Origin of the sequence: Acinetobacter sp. MD2(2019) (genome assembly GCF_035615615.1) — a bacterium.
Classification (GTDB): domain Bacteria; phylum Pseudomonadota; class Gammaproteobacteria; order Pseudomonadales; family Moraxellaceae; genus Acinetobacter.
This window is the reverse complement of sequence record NZ_VTDU01000005.1, coordinates 1-14,772: the sequence shown is the minus strand read 5'-3', so window position 1 is coordinate 14,772 and position 14,772 is coordinate 1. Positions and strand designations below refer to the sequence as shown.

Here is a 14,772-nt window from a genome sequence, read left to right as displayed (position 1 = left end):
AAATTTATCAATGAGTTAAAGGCAGTTATTCTGCCTTTAACTGCTTTAAAATCGCCTTTAATATATCTAAGCGTGCCTGACGTTTATTATCTGTTGCAATAATATGCCATGGCGCATATTGGGTACTGCTGCGTTCAAACATATCCGCGGCTGCATTTAAATATTCATCCCACTTGGCTCGGTTACGCCAATCTTCATCGGTAATTTTATATTGCTTGCGCGGCGTGGCTTCGCGGTCTTTAAAGCGTTTTTCTTGCTCGTCTTTACTAATGGCTAACCAAATTTTGACGACCACAGTTCTGGTATCGACCAAATCTTTTTCAAAACTGTTAATTTCATCGTAGGCGCGTTGCCACTCAAAAGGCTGCGCATAGCCTTCTATGCGTTCGACCAAAACGCGCCCGTACCAAGAACGGTCAAAGATATGAATAAAACTATTATTTTCTTCGAGTTTTCGCCAAAAACGCCATAAATAAGGATGTCTGAGCTCAAAAGGATCTGGCGCAGCAATACTGGTAATTTCATATTCACGTGGGTCTAAGCGTTTCACAATCCGTTTAATGGCGCCGCCTTTGCCTGCAGCATCCATCCCTTCAAACACAATCACCACACGGCGCTGATTTTGCAGCATGGCTCTCGATACTTTTAAGCCGAGTTTCTTCAATTGTTTTTTATACGATTTTTTTTCAACGCTAGGATTTTGGATGTCACGTAATGGGCTCGGTATTGCTGCTTGCTGCCATTGATGTGCCACCAAGCCGTTATGTTCGGGTAAATCTCGCAATCTGTCGAGAACATGCTCGGCAAAGATTTGATTACGCTGCGTTGGATCTTCACCATCAATACAAATCCAATCATCACTAAAGCGCTGACGTAATTTTTGAATGGTGTCATATTCTTTTTTATTGCGCCAATCTAGCCCATGCAATTTATGCCATTGTTGCTCAGAGGCATTCATATTATCTAAACGTTTTTGCAATGATTTCCACGATAAATCAAACCAAATTTTAATCACATCAACATAATTTTGCTTCAAGTCGTGTTCAAATTGCTGCATTTGTTCAATATAAGAATCAAACAAGGTTTCATTTAACGGCTTCGACACATGCATGGCAGTTTTGAGTAAATCGTTATACCAATTTCCAAACAAAATAAAGAGTTCGCCTTCGGCAGGAATCGAATTGGCGTAGGGTTCCCAGAAAGTTTGGCTGCTACTGAGTAACTCGGCAGTTTTGGCCTTCACATGCAAATGTCGTGGATCGACCCATTCACGCAGTTGCTTCACCGCTTCACCTTTGCCCGCCAGTTCAATACCACTGACAATAATGAGCACGCTTTTACTGTGTGCAGTTCCACGACTTTCTTTTAATCCATATTGCGCTTCAATTAAATCGATAGAGAGCTGATCTTCTTGTTTCTTCAGTTTTTGTTTCGCGGTTGTAGCAGTCATAGCTCACCTTATTGTTATTCAATTGAATGCATTATTTTCTAATATAAAACAATCTGTCTGATCTGCCAATTGCACTCAATATAAAGCGTAAGCCAAGCCATACATAAACTTAAGCTGCTGCCTTAGCGCTTAAGATTAGATGATTAGGTGGGCTTTGATCTTCGCTTAATTTTTGCTTTTTGTTTTTATTGAGGAACAGCCTGCTACCTATTCAACCTGAGTTGAGCTAATTCTCTGCGCCCATTTAATCATTTATTTATTGCTTATCGCTTTTCACTAACATATTATCGCCCCAAACATTTATATAAAAAATATATTAATAAAAGTGATATATTCGCGCTGCGTTGCTATTTATTTATACAAACTGTAACTATAATAATATAGATAATGAATCTCATTTATAAAGGACTATTGTGTTAAAACTTACGCCTCTTGCACTGAGCATCTGCGCTATCTTCATTGCAAAATCTAGCTTCGCTGACGATGTTAATCTCCCTAGTATTCAAGTTTCTACCGAACAAAACAATGCAAATGCCTATTTGCAAAAGAATTCCAGTTCAGCCACTAAAACCAATACCGCATTACAAGACACGCCACAATCGGTGTCTGTAGTCAGCCAAGGCGTGCTGACTGATTTAGGTGCATCGCGCTTAATTGAAGCCTTAGATGTTGCTGGCGGCGTGGGTCGTTCAAATAACTTCGGCGCACAAGGACTCACCAAATACACCACACGTGGTTTTTCAAGTGGTGAATTTTACCGCAACGGTTTTCCAATTAATCGGGGTTACCCTGCTGCACCAGACAGCAGCAATATTGACCGCGTAGATGTTATTCGTGGGCCATCTTCCGCCATGTATGGTCGTAGTGACCCAAGCGGAACATTTAATATTGTCAGTAAGCAACCTTTAAAAGAAAATCAAACCGTTGTGGGCATTCAAGGCAACCAATACGGGACATACCGCGGCACACTCGACACCACAGGTGCAATCAATCAAGATAAAAGCTTAACCTATCGTTTAAATGTTGCTGGTGAAGGCGGCTCGACCTTCCGTGACGATGTGCATGTCAAACGCTATGACATTTCGCCTGTGCTACAGTGGCAACCCACCGACCAAACCAAAGTCACCTTCGAAGCCGATTTTTTACGAAATCAACAACCTTACGACAAAGGCTTTACGAATTATCCCGGGCAGAACTATCCACAGTTCAGTGCCAAAACATATTTTTGGCAAACGGGTAAAGATGTCAACCGCTTAGATAGCGCCAACGATCTGTATCAATTTAGAGTTGAACATCAACTCAATTCGGATTGGACGTTAAATTTTGGCGCACAATATATCAATGGTGGGATTCATGGTTTCGGTTTAGAACCACGTGGCTTTGATCAAACAACAAATAATCTTTTAGTTGGATATAGCTGGCGTAAATTGTCTTGGACCGATAAAGACCTACAAGCAAGCTTAACAGGAAAGTTCAATTTATGGGGAATGCAACATACCTTGCTGACCGGAATTGAATATGAAGATTACGATTATAAAGCCCGTATCGACCGTAATGGCCGTGGTGCAAACTTATCGTTAAATCCACTTAATCCAAACTATTCACAAACGCTGCCAACTCTGATTAACCCATTTTATAATGAGCGTGAAAACCTCACCAGTTATGCAGCGTTTATTCAAGACCAAGTTGACTTAACCGCAAAACTCAAAGCCTTAATGAGTTTACGTTTTGAACATTATCAACAAGACCATACCACCGATGAACCTACTGCATGGAGCAAAAACACCAATACAGTATTGCCTCGCGTGGGACTCAGTTATGCAGTCACGCCAGAATGGTCACTGTATGGCAATATCAGCACCTCGTTTTATCCAATCCATGGCGAAAACAGCAACGGACAAGCCAATGATCCTGAAAAAGGCTTAGTCTACGAACTCGGTTCAAAATGGCAATTGCTTGACGATAAACTGTCTGTACAAAGTGCCATTTATTACACCAAAAAGAAAAATGTGCTTTCTGCCGCATTGAATAGCCAAGGTGAAACAATTTATGAAACCATTGGTGCTGCCACCAGTAAAGGATTTGAGTTAAATCTTGCAGGGCAAATCACGCCAGCATGGAAAGTGATTGGCGGTTATGCTTATACCGATGCCAAAATCACGAAAGATGGAAATGCCAATAATGTGGGTCAACCGTTAGACAACATTCCTAAAAACAGCTTTAACCTATTAAGCATTTATGAGTTCCAAAGCAAGGCGTTGTCGGGCCTAGGTGTCGGCATTAACCAAAAATATATTAGTCAGCGTTATGGTAAAAATGATGATGTGTATTTCAAAATGAAGGGTTATAGCGTGACCGATGCGCTGGCGTATTACAAAGTCAACGATCAATTACGTTTTAACTTGGACGTGAAGAACATCTTCAATAAACGTTATGATGAAAGTAGTTATATGCTGTTCTCTTACCCAGGCGAGCCACGTACTGTTCAACTCGGTGCAACCTATCGCTTCTAAAGTGTGAACCAATAAATAAGCCCGACATCCTGTCGGGCTTATTTAGATTGGGTGATTAGGTTGGACTCCTGTCTTACCTCACATTCCTGATGCACAAACTTATGGTTTTTGTTTTATGTTTGGGAACATCCTGTTCCTGATAAATTCATCTTAAGAAAAATTCCTGCTGTGGTATAGCAGCCAATTTCTCTATTTATTGTACGTTTTAGCTGACACCATCTGCATAAATTAAAAATGCTTTATTTCCCGTATATGCCTAAGTTGCTAAAACTGCCGCTAAGACTTGCTGTTCTAATTCGGCAAAATGCGCGCCTTTTTGTCGGGGTCTAGGCAAATCCACTTGAAACTGTTGGGCGATATGACCTTGATCTAACAAAATAATTCGATCGGCCAATTGAACTGCTTCACTGACATCGTGCGTGACCAAAATAGCGGTAAAGCCTTGCTCCCTCCACAGCGTTTCAATTAAGTTTTGCATCTCTAAACGGGTTAACGCATCTAAAGCACCGAGCGGTTCATCCAACAATAAAATACGGGGTTGATGCGACAATGCTCGTGCCAATGCCGTGCGCTGGCGCTGCCCACCAGAAAGTTGACTTGGCCACAAGCTGGCTTTGTCTTTTAAACCGACTTTTTCCAGTAATTGCGCTGCTTGGGAAAATTGCTGCTTTTGCAAACCCAATTGAACATTCGCCAAAATATTTTTCCACGGCAACAAACGCGGATCTTGAAACATGACGCGAATTTCTTGTGTTTGAACCAATTGTGCTTGTGTATTTTGAATTTGAATCTCACCTTGGGTTGATGCTTCTAAACCCGCAATTAAACGCAATAAGGTACTTTTACCACAGCCACTTCGCCCTACAATCGCCACAAATTCACCTGCAGCAATATTCAAATTTAAATGGTCTAAAACACAAACCTTGCCATAATATTTATGCAGTTGCTGAATGGCAATCTCTGCACCACGAGATGTTTCTACCAAAGGCTGATGCGCAGTATAAAATAAAGGCTGATCGGCACTCGTTTCATGCCGAGCAATACTTAAATCCGTCATGTCATTTCTCCAATTATTGCTGATAACCCGCATGCCAACGCAACAAATAACGCTCTAATTGTTGTGCAAATACATCCGCCAATTTTCCTAAAATGGCATAAAGTAAAATGCCGACGACAACGATATCCGTTTGTAAAAATTCACGTGCATTCATGGTCATATAGCCAATACCTGCCTGTGCTGAAATCGTTTCTGCAACAATTAATAACACCCAAACCAAACCCAACGCAAAACGTAGCCCGACTAAAATAGATGGCATTGCACCGGGTAAAATAATATTTTTATACAAGCCCCAACGCGTCAAACCATAGCTTTTCCCCATCTCAATAAGCTGTGGGTCGACCCCACGAATTCCATGATAAGTATTGATATACATTGGGAAAAACACCCCGACGGCAACCAAAAACAACTTGGCAGATTCATCAATCCCAAACCATAAAATTACCAATGGAATTAACGCCAACGCTGGAATATTGCGAATCATTTGTAAGGTGGTATCTAACAAGGTTGCAGCAACTTTAGAAGAGCCGTTTAACAGCCCCAGTAATAAACCTAAACCGCCCCCCACAATTAAACCCAGTAACGCCCGACCTGCACTAATTTTCACATGATGCCAAAGCTCACCACTCACCAATAAATGCCAAAATGCCGTAAGTACCGCCGAAGGTGCGGGTAAAATTTGGCTTTGTAGCACGCCATAAAATGCAGCCAATTGCCATGCCGTAAGTAACAATAATGGCACCACCCACGGCAATATTCGTTTGCTCAGCGCAGATAAAAACAGCGTTGAGGTGTTTTTATCTGAGCGTTGTTTTGGGTTCATATCGCCTCCCGTAATGGACGCTTAGTCGCATCCGCAGGAGAATAATCATTGGCAATAATTTCACCATATGGGCCAGATAAATGGTCGCGTTGTAGTTTGTTACGAGTTTCTAGCGGCAATAATGGGAAAACTAGTTCGGCAAAGCGAATAGATTCTTCAAGGTGCGGATAGCCTGAAAAGATAAAGGTTTCAATCCCTAAATCGGCATATTCTTGAATACGTGCCGCAACGGTTTCGGGGTCGCCAACCAATGCGGTACCCGCACCACCGCGAACCAAACCAATGCCCGCCCAAAGATTCGGCGACACTTCCAGTTGGTCACGTTTTCCGCCATGTAAAGCCGCCATTCTTTGCTGGCCGATAGAATCCATTCGGGCAAATTTTTTCTGTGCGGCGGCAATGGTTGCATCATCAATATGTTGAATCAAACGATTCGCCGCTGCCCATGCTTCTTCATTACTTTCGCGGACAATCACATGCAAGCGAATACCATAATTTAAGCGACGCCCTTTTTGCGCAGCTTTTGCCGCAACCACTGCAATTTTTTCAGCAACAGCCGCAGGCGGTTCACCCCAAGTTAAATAGGTATCGACTTGCTCGGCAGCTAAATCAATCGCCACATCTGAAGACCCACCAAACCACAGCGGTGGATACGGTTTTTGCACCGGTGGATACAATAGTTTGGCATCATCCACCTGTAATCTTTTGCCTTTAAAAGTAAAGGATTCGCCCGTGTGGGAACGGGTTAAAATTTCTCGCCAAATTTTGACGTATTCATTGGCTGTTTCATAACGAGTTTGATGATCTTCATACACACCATCGCCGCGTAATTCATATTCATCGCCGCCTGTAACCAAATTCAGTAATACCCGCCCATGAGAAAGTCGGTCAAAGGTTGCAGCCATGCGTGCGGTTAAAGCTGGCGTGGTTACACCCGGGCGCAGTGCGACTAAAAATTTTAAATGCTGCGTGGCATCTATTAAACTTGCGGCCACAATCCATGGGTCTTCACAAGAACGGCCGGTGGGAATAAGTACACCTTCGTAACCTAAATGATCCGCTGCCACTGCAATTTGTTTCATATACGCATGATCCACTTGGCGCGCGCCTTTTGTAGTGCCTAAATAACGACTATCGCCATGAGTGGGAATAAACCAAAAAATTTTCATGCTGTTCTACCTATAAAATGCAATGGATTTGTGAAGCAAAAGGCTTAACACCGTTGCGATAAAGATAAATAGCAATGCTCAAAATTCAAACCAAGAAAATCTTGAATGATTATGAAATTTGAAGATAAAACTTTTATTGCTGTACTTAGCAGATTTTGGAATATACAGCCGCATCGGTTTTATGCAGATAAAAAAATAGCCCCATCGGGCTATTAACAAAAAAATTTATTATTATTATTTATAGGCTTATTGAAGTAGCTAAAATATTCATGCTGAAAAAACATTCGTTTTAAACGCTTATGAATGCTGCCAAAAGTTTTGATGCACTTCTAAAATTTCAGGAATCGCCTGCTCAACAGGGCCAATTAAATCAATTTGTTTTTGCCCGCGTGCAAATACTTCTGCTGCGGGTAAACTCATGGTTGGATTTTCAGTATGATCCCCTGTGCAAGCCAATAAATCGGCTTCATCCATACCGTACACAACACGACCAATATTCGCCCAATAAATGGTGCCTGAACACATACAACACGGCTCGACCGTGGTGTACAAGGTACATTGCCATAAATATTCTTCTGAATATTGACTGGCAGCGATGCGCGCTAAAGTCGATTCGGCATGATTTACCGTATCGATATTGCCTTGACTGAGCAAAATCGTTTCATGGTCTGGTGCAACCAATAATGCCGCAAAAGGATGATGCCCATCGGACATGGTTTTTCGGGCAAGTTCATTGGCTTGTTGTAAAAAATATAAAATTTGCGCTGGGCTTGGTGCAGACATAGTGATCTCACTTCCATTTTAAAACCATTACTTTGAAGTGAACACCTCGCCATAATGGTAATTATTTTTAAGTTATTAAGGTAAAAAAGTTTTCCCTAAAGATGCAGGTAAATTCATCTTCAACACTTTTTTGTCGCGAGAAATCACTACCAAAACTACAATGGTCGCAACATAAGGCAAAGCCGCTAAAAATTCGGTTGGCACATTGAGCCCCAATGCTTGCGCATGTAACTGCAAAATTGTGACGCCGCCAAATAAATACGCCCCCAGCATTAAACGTGTCGGTTTCCATGTTGCAAACACCACCAATGCAATAGCAATCCAACCGCGTCCTGCAACCATATTTTCAATCCACATGGGCGTATATACGGTTGATAAAAATGCCCCTGCCACGCCGGCCATCGCACCACCAAATAACACCGCAGCATAACGAATGCCTAACACGTTATAGCCCATTGCATGCGCACTTTCTGGCGACTCACCTACGGCTTTTAGCAATAAACCTAAGCGTGTTTTTGCCAAAACCCACCACACCAACACAAAAGCTAGAAACGACAAATACACCACGTAGTTTTGCTGAAAAAACACCGGCCCAATAAATGGAATTTGCGAAAGCAGTGGAATATTCATTGCACTTAAGCCCGGCAACCCTTGACTGACATAGTTTTGTCCAATAAAAGACGACAACCCCATACCAAAAATAGTTAAAGCCAAACCACAAGCCGATTGATTCGTACTTAAAGACAAACTAAAAAAAGCAAAAATAAGTGCCATCAGCATGCCAGCAATTGCGCCCACACCTAAAGCACTCAATACACTTAATTCAAATTGGGTAGAAAAAGCGAATCCGGCAATCGCCCCGACCAGCATCATGCCTTCCACACCTAAATTAATCACCCCAGTTCGCTCGGCAACCAGTTCACCTAAACCGGCAAAAATAAGAGGTGTTGCTGCGGCAACGGTTGTTGCTAAAATAGCTGTCACTTCCAACATAATTTTTCCCCTTAGCCTTGCATAGATAGAACAGATGCTTCGGTTTTTTTCTTGCTAAACCGATATTTGTTTTCAATAAAGGCATCTGCTGCCAATAAAAACATCAGCAATAAGCCTTGAAACACACCAGCAATTGCAACGGGTAGTTGTAACTGCATTTGTGCCATTTCACCACCCAAATAAATGAGCGCCATTAAAAAAGCAGATAATACAATCCCAATCGGATTCAGGCGGCCTAAATACGCAACAATAATTGCAGCATAACCATAACCCGGCGATAAATTTGGATTCAGCTGCCCAATTGGCCCTGCCACTTCACAAATACCAGCCAGTCCTGCCATCATGCCCGACAAAACCAAACTAAACCAAACAGTTTTACTGGCAGAAAAACCCGCATATTTAGCAGCTGCTGGGGCTTGCCCGCTCACTTCTAATTTGAAGGCCTGCATACTTTTTTTAATAAAGACCCAAAATACAATCACTAAAATAAGGGTTAAAAAGACGGAATAATTAATCCGTGTGGTGTCGTTTAATAGCGGCAATAAACTTAAATCGCTAAACATCACCGACTGCGGAAAGTTCATGCCATTTGGGTCGCGCCACGGACCATTGATTAAATACAGCAACACAAAACTTGCCACATAATTCAGCATTAACGTGGTTAGGGTTTCTTCTGCATTAAAAACCGTTTTGAGTAATGCAGGAATTGCACCCCACAATGCACCGCCTAAAGCCCCCATCACCAACATAAGCGGTAATGTCCATAATCCTTCATGCCCATAGCACAAAACAGCCACGCCACCACCAAAAATAGCGCCCATAGTTAACTGCCCTTCGGCACCAATGTTAAATAATTTGGCGCGAAAACCAATCGATAAACCCAGAGCAATTAAAATAAGTGGACTGGCTTTGACCACCAACTCACTCCAACCATATAAACTATTCAGCGGTGAAATAAAGAAGATGTATAAGGTTTTGAACGGGTCATATCCCAAACAGCGAAATAAAATTAAACCGGCAATAAGGGTCAAAAAGATGGCTAAAATAGGTGAAAGCCATTTCATTAAAAGAGAAGGATGTTCTCTAGGCTGTAATAAATGCATGATGAACTCCTTAAGCACGTCCTTCTGAAACTTGATTTTGCCCTGCGCTATGCCCTAAACCCGACATAAGCAATCCAATTTGTTCCGCATTGGTACTGGTCGTTGGCATAGCTTCAGACAATTTTCCTTCCGCCAGTACCGCAATTCGGTCGCTAATCTCAAATAATTCTTCTAATTCTTCAGAGACCACTAAAATTGCAACGCCTTCTCGAGAAAGATCGATTAAGGTCTGACGAATAAACATCGATGCCCCAATATCCACGCCCCACGTTGGCTGAGAAATAATTAACACTTCGGGCTGTTGTAAAATTTCACGTCCAACAATAAATTTTTGCAAATTCCCCCCAGAAAGCGAACGTGCTTCGGCATCTGCACCACTGGCTTTGACGCCAAAGCGTTCAATGCATTGTTCTGCAAAGGCTTTCACTTTATTAAAATCAATCAGTTGAAAATGTGTTAATCCTTGACGATGTGCTGTCAGCAACGTATTTTGATTCAAAGTCATATTAGGCACAGCACCACGGCCTAAGCGCTCTTCTGGCACAAATCCCAAACCTAAATCACGTCGTTTACCTGCATTTAAATGTCCAATACTTTGCTGTTTAAACAAAATTTTGCCTTGCTTTGTTGCTGTTTCGCCCGAAAGCAAACTTAATAATTCGGCTTGACCATTTCCAGAAATACCGGCAATGCCTAAAATTTCACCTTGATGTAACTCTAAATCGATATCGCGTAATGCAACCGAAAATGGATCATCTGAATTAAAACTTAATGCCTCAACTTTAAATAAAGAAACCTGATTGCCTGTAAATGCCACACGACTATATGTTGGCAATTCTCGCCCAATCATTAAACTGGCCAATTCATTGGTGGTTTTTTCTTTTGGATTGACCGTACCTGTCACGCGCCCAGCACGAATAATGGTTGCTTCATCACATAACTCTTTAATTTCATGTAATTTATGACTGATATATAAAATTGATACGCCCTGGCTGGCCAATTGTTTTAGCGTTTTAAATAATTGTTTAACGGCTTGAGGCGTTAAAACCGAAGTCGGCTCATCTAAAATAAGTAACGAGGGGTTTTGCAACAAACAACGAATAATTTCAACACGTTGCCGCTCCCCTACAGATAACGTATGCACCTCTCGTCTTGGGTCGATGGGTAAACCGTATTCTTCTGAAACAGTTTTAATTTTTTCACTCAATTGTTTTAAATCAATCGACTCATCTAAACCTAGTGCAATATTTTCAGTGACGGTTAGCGTTTCAAATAATGAAAAATGCTGATACACCATACCAATGCCTAATTTTCGAGCAAATGCAGGGCGATCGATATGTTCTTCTTTGCCATTCCAAATCAGCGAACCTTGGTCGGCTTTGACTGCACCATAAATGATCTTCATTAATGTACTTTTGCCTGCACCATTTTCACCCAAAATGGCGTGAATTTGTCCGGGCAATACCGTTAAATTGATGTGATCATTCGCCTTCAATGAGTTGTAACTTTTACTAATTCCAACCAATTCCAAACGCGGAACTTCAGGCATAGCTACCCTCCTCATCCAAATCTATATTTTTTAATTCAGTCTATTAAGGGTTACTATTGCAAGCTCTATGCCAAATTCTAAGAATATCGTGCGCATAAAAAATGCACTCAAAAATAACATTTTGAGTGCATCATTAAATACAAATCAGTCTTAATTATTTAGGTAATGCACCTTCTACGCCTTTCACATAAAAGTTCATTTTGCTTAAAACATCATCGCCTAAACGTTTGCCTTTAGGAATGACCACACCACCTGCTTGGTTGTAGATTGGACCATCAAACGGATGCATTTGACCTTTACGAATAGAATCGCGGACAGCAAGTGCTTTGACTTTTAATGGTGCAGGAACCGCAGGGCCAAAGTTTTCAATATCAATTGCCCCTTGTGGAACACCCCACCAAATGCTTGTTGGTTTCCATGTTTTATTCGCCACTTGGTTCAACAACGGCACATAAATTTTTTCCCAATGAATTACCGATGCAGCAAGTTGTGCTTTTGCACCAAATTTACTCATATCTGAATCCCAACCAAACGCATAAATGCCTTTTTGTTGAGCAGCTTGCACGACCGCTGGTGAATCCGTATTTTGCATTAACACATCTGCCCCTTGTGAAATAAGGGCTAAAGCAGCATCGCGCTCTTTACCCGGGTTAAACCATGAGTTCACCCAAATCACTTTCGTTTTAATTTTAGGATTCACACTTTGTGCACCTAAAGTAAACGCATTAATGTTACGCACGACTTCTGGAATTGGGAAAGAACCAACCACACCTAACGTATTTTTAGTGGTTTTGCCCCCAGCCACAACACCCAGCATATAAGCGCCTTCATAGGTTCTTACATCGTAAGTGCCTAAGTTTTTACCCATTTTGTAGCCAGTTGCATGCATAAAAATGGTATTTGGAAATTGACGAGACACTTTTTCCATTTGGTTCATATAACCAAATGAAGTCCCGAAAATAACCTTATTGCCTTGTTGTGCTAGATTACGGAACACACGCTCTGCATCAGCGGTTTCAGGCACATTTTCGATATGAGAGGTGGTGAATTTTCCGCCCAAAGCCTTTTCAGCCTTTAAACGACCTTGGTCGTGAGAGTAAGTCCAGCCATGGTCACCTGTTGGGCCAATATAGACAAATGCCGCTTTTTCTGCCGCAAAACTGGCCTGCGATGCAGCAAAACAAAGGGTACCAACAGCTAAACAAGCTTTGGCAAGTTTTTTAAGTTTACTTGTAGTATGTTGCCAATTTTGCATTTTTCTCTCCCAGCGGATTTAAATAAAATAATCTTTAAGATCTTTCTCTTCTGAAAAAGCAAAAATCATTCCAACACAAAATTTAAGCGTAAATTTAAAAATACTTGTCCATCTTAGTTGATTTGAAAAATGCATAAATCCTGTGCGATATTCCACGATAAAAACAACATATTGATATATTAATCATATTTTTTTATTGGCACATTTCATGCATTTTCTAAAACAAGTACAAGTTTTGTCAGTAAATAAGGAATGTCTAATGTCGAATAAAAAAAATATCACCGCACCAGAACATGAATTTCTAGGATTTGGAAAAAGTTTTGCCTATGGCTTGCAGCATGTTCTAACCATGTATGGTGGCATTATTGCCCCTCCGCTAATTATTGGTGCTGCATCTGGCTTTAATAGCCTGCAAATTGCACAATTAATTACAGCATCATTATTTATTGGTGGTCTTGCAACCATTCTACAAACGATCGGCATTAAATACTTTGGTGCACGTTTACCCTTGGTACAAGGCGTTTCATTTGCAAGTGTCGGCACGATGGTAGGCATTGCCACAACCGGAGGCGGTTTTAATGTGGTACTCGGTGCGGTAATGGGTGCGGCAGTTATCGGCTTAATCATTGCACCATTTTTTGCCAAAATTATTCGATTTTTTCCGCCCATTGTTACCGGTTGCGTAATCACCATTATTGGGATTTCACTAATGCCCGTTGCCGTGCGTTGGATTATGGGTGGAAACAGCAAAGCACCCGATTTTGGTTCAGTCGAGAATATTGGCCTTGCTGCCATGACCCTAATCATTTTATTAATCTTAAGCAAAATCGGTAATGAAACTTTGCGTAGACTTTCAATTCTCGCGTCTATTGTTATTGGAACCATCTTAGCTGCTATTTTGGGCTTTGGTAATTTTTCAAATGTCACGCAAGGTGCTTGGTTCGCTGTGCCTGAGTTTTTAAGTTTTGGTGCACCGGTTTTTCATCTTCCAGCCATTTTAGCGATGCTGATTGCAACAGTCGTGATTCTAACCGAAACCACAGCCGACATTATTGCCGTCAGCGAGATTGTAGAAACCAAAGTGGATGATAAACGAATTGCCGATGGTTTACGTGCCGACATGCTCTCAAGTGCAGTTGCACCACTGTTTGGCACATTTATGCAAAGTGCTTTCGCCCAAAACGTGGGCTTAGTGGCGATGACTGGGGTAAAAAGTCGCTTTGTTGTTGCTGCAGGCGGTGCAATTTTAGTTTTATTGGGGCTACTGCCTATTATGGGACGTATCGTTTCTGCTGTTCCTATGCCTGTTTTAGGCGGCGCTGGTTTGGTTTTATTTGGATCGGTCGCAGCCAGTGGAATTCGCAGCTTAGGAAAAATTGACTATAGCCAACAAAAAAATATGATTATCGTTGCAACTTCATTAGCTGTAGGCATGATTCCTTTAGCCAACAATGAATTTTATGCACAATTCCCAACATGGTTTAAAACATTATTCCATTCAGGTATTAGCGCAACATGTATTATGGCCGTTTGTTTAAATATTATGTTTAACCATATGGGTATTAAGAAAAAAACGTTAACAGCTGATCAATTAGCAAAAAGCGTGATTAAAAAAACAATTCATTAATTTGCTAGCGGAAGATGCATCCTCTTTAAAATATAAGATTCAGCACTTAAGTACTTTCTTAGCACAATCAATGACTCGGACTTTTAAAGCCGAGTCTTTTTTTAGATGGTCTTTGAGGTTTATATCTACTTGCATATTTTTTACTGTGGAGAGAAAAGCACAAATTTTCATACGAAGATATCTATATTCTTTAAGAAGGAATCCATTTGAATATAATTGGTTCTTTATTTTTGACTTCTTTTTCTATTCCACATAAAAAAACACCCTCTGCTTTATTAAGCGGAGGGTGTTTGAATAATGAGCTGGCGATGACTTACTCTCACATGGGTAACCCCACACTACCATCAGCGCTAAGAGGTTTCACTTCTGAGTTCGGGAAGGGATCAGGTGGTTCACTCTTGCTATTGTCGCCAGCACAACTTGGATGCTTACTCGTTAGGTCTTATTGGG

General features: G+C 41.3%; 11 protein-coding genes and 1 rRNA gene. 2 read left to right on the top strand and 10 right to left on the bottom strand.

The window, feature by feature from the left end; all coding sequences use genetic code 11:
• Positions 1 to 25 precede the first annotated feature (25 nt).
• Entirely contained in the window at positions 26 to 1,450 is a 1,425-nt protein-coding gene (locus I2F62_RS04100) for a phosphate--AMP phosphotransferase (RefSeq protein WP_324625755.1), read from the bottom strand.
• Positions 1,451 to 1,860: 410 nt separating this feature from the next.
• Here I2F62_RS04100 and I2F62_RS04095 point away from each other — a divergent pair, with 410 nt between their 5' ends.
• On the top strand, positions 1,861 to 3,963 hold the full coding sequence (locus I2F62_RS04095) for a TonB-dependent receptor (protein ID WP_324625863.1): 2,103 nt from the start codon (positions 1,861 to 1,863) through the stop codon (positions 3,961 to 3,963).
• A 256-nt stretch (positions 3,964 to 4,219) separates the two neighbouring features.
• Here the strand turns inward: I2F62_RS04095 and I2F62_RS04090 are convergent, their stop codons facing one another.
• The 8 genes from I2F62_RS04090 to I2F62_RS04055 form a co-directional block, all read right to left on the bottom strand.
• Entirely contained in the window at positions 4,220 to 5,020 is an 801-nt protein-coding gene (locus I2F62_RS04090; RefSeq protein WP_324625754.1) for an ABC transporter ATP-binding protein, read from the bottom strand.
• A gap of 13 nt (positions 5,021 to 5,033) precedes the next feature.
• Positions 5,034 to 5,843 carry an aliphatic sulfonate ABC transporter permease SsuC gene (ssuC, locus tag I2F62_RS04085; RefSeq protein ID WP_324625753.1) on the bottom strand — a complete coding sequence of 270 codons (810 nt, stop codon included), beginning with the start codon at positions 5,841 to 5,843 and terminating at the stop codon, positions 5,034 to 5,036.
• Positions 5,840 to 7,012: an FMNH2-dependent alkanesulfonate monooxygenase gene (ssuD, locus tag I2F62_RS04080; protein ID WP_324625752.1), complete on the bottom strand. Its 1,173-nt coding sequence runs from the start codon at positions 7,010 to 7,012 to the stop codon at positions 5,840 to 5,842. Before ssuD ends, ssuC begins: the two co-directional genes overlap by 4 nt.
• Before the next feature lie 297 nt (positions 7,013 to 7,309).
• Positions 7,310 to 7,795, bottom strand: a complete 486-nt coding sequence (locus I2F62_RS04075; RefSeq protein WP_324625751.1) for a nucleoside deaminase — start codon at positions 7,793 to 7,795, stop codon at positions 7,310 to 7,312.
• Positions 7,796 to 7,870: 75 nt separating this feature from the next.
• The gene (locus tag I2F62_RS04070; RefSeq protein ID WP_324625862.1) at positions 7,871 to 8,791 is read right to left on the bottom strand and encodes an ABC transporter permease; all 921 of its coding nucleotides are present in this window, start codon (positions 8,789 to 8,791) and stop codon (positions 7,871 to 7,873) included.
• Between the two features lie 8 nt (positions 8,792 to 8,799).
• Positions 8,800 to 9,891, bottom strand: coding sequence for an ABC transporter permease (locus tag I2F62_RS04065; protein WP_324625750.1), 1,092 nt, complete (start codon positions 9,889 to 9,891; stop codon positions 8,800 to 8,802).
• A 10-nt stretch (positions 9,892 to 9,901) separates the two neighbouring features.
• Positions 9,902 to 11,440, bottom strand: coding sequence for an ABC transporter ATP-binding protein (locus I2F62_RS04060; RefSeq protein ID WP_324625749.1), 1,539 nt, complete (start codon positions 11,438 to 11,440; stop codon positions 9,902 to 9,904).
• A gap of 154 nt (positions 11,441 to 11,594) precedes the next feature.
• Entirely contained in the window at positions 11,595 to 12,695 is a 1,101-nt protein-coding gene (locus I2F62_RS04055; RefSeq protein ID WP_324625748.1) for a BMP family ABC transporter substrate-binding protein, read from the bottom strand.
• A gap of 259 nt (positions 12,696 to 12,954) precedes the next feature.
• On the opposite strand from I2F62_RS04055, the gene I2F62_RS04050 reads away from it, so the two are divergent.
• Positions 12,955 to 14,322 (top strand): nucleobase:cation symporter-2 family protein, encoded by a 1,368-nt coding sequence (locus I2F62_RS04050; RefSeq protein WP_324625747.1) that lies wholly within the window; start codon positions 12,955 to 12,957, stop codon positions 14,320 to 14,322.
• 300 nt (positions 14,323 to 14,622) lie between these two features.
• On the opposite strand, the gene rrf is transcribed toward I2F62_RS04050, so the two are convergent.
• A 5S ribosomal RNA gene (gene rrf / locus I2F62_RS04045) occupies positions 14,623 to 14,737 on the bottom strand.
• Positions 14,738 to 14,772: the final 35 nt, after the last annotated feature.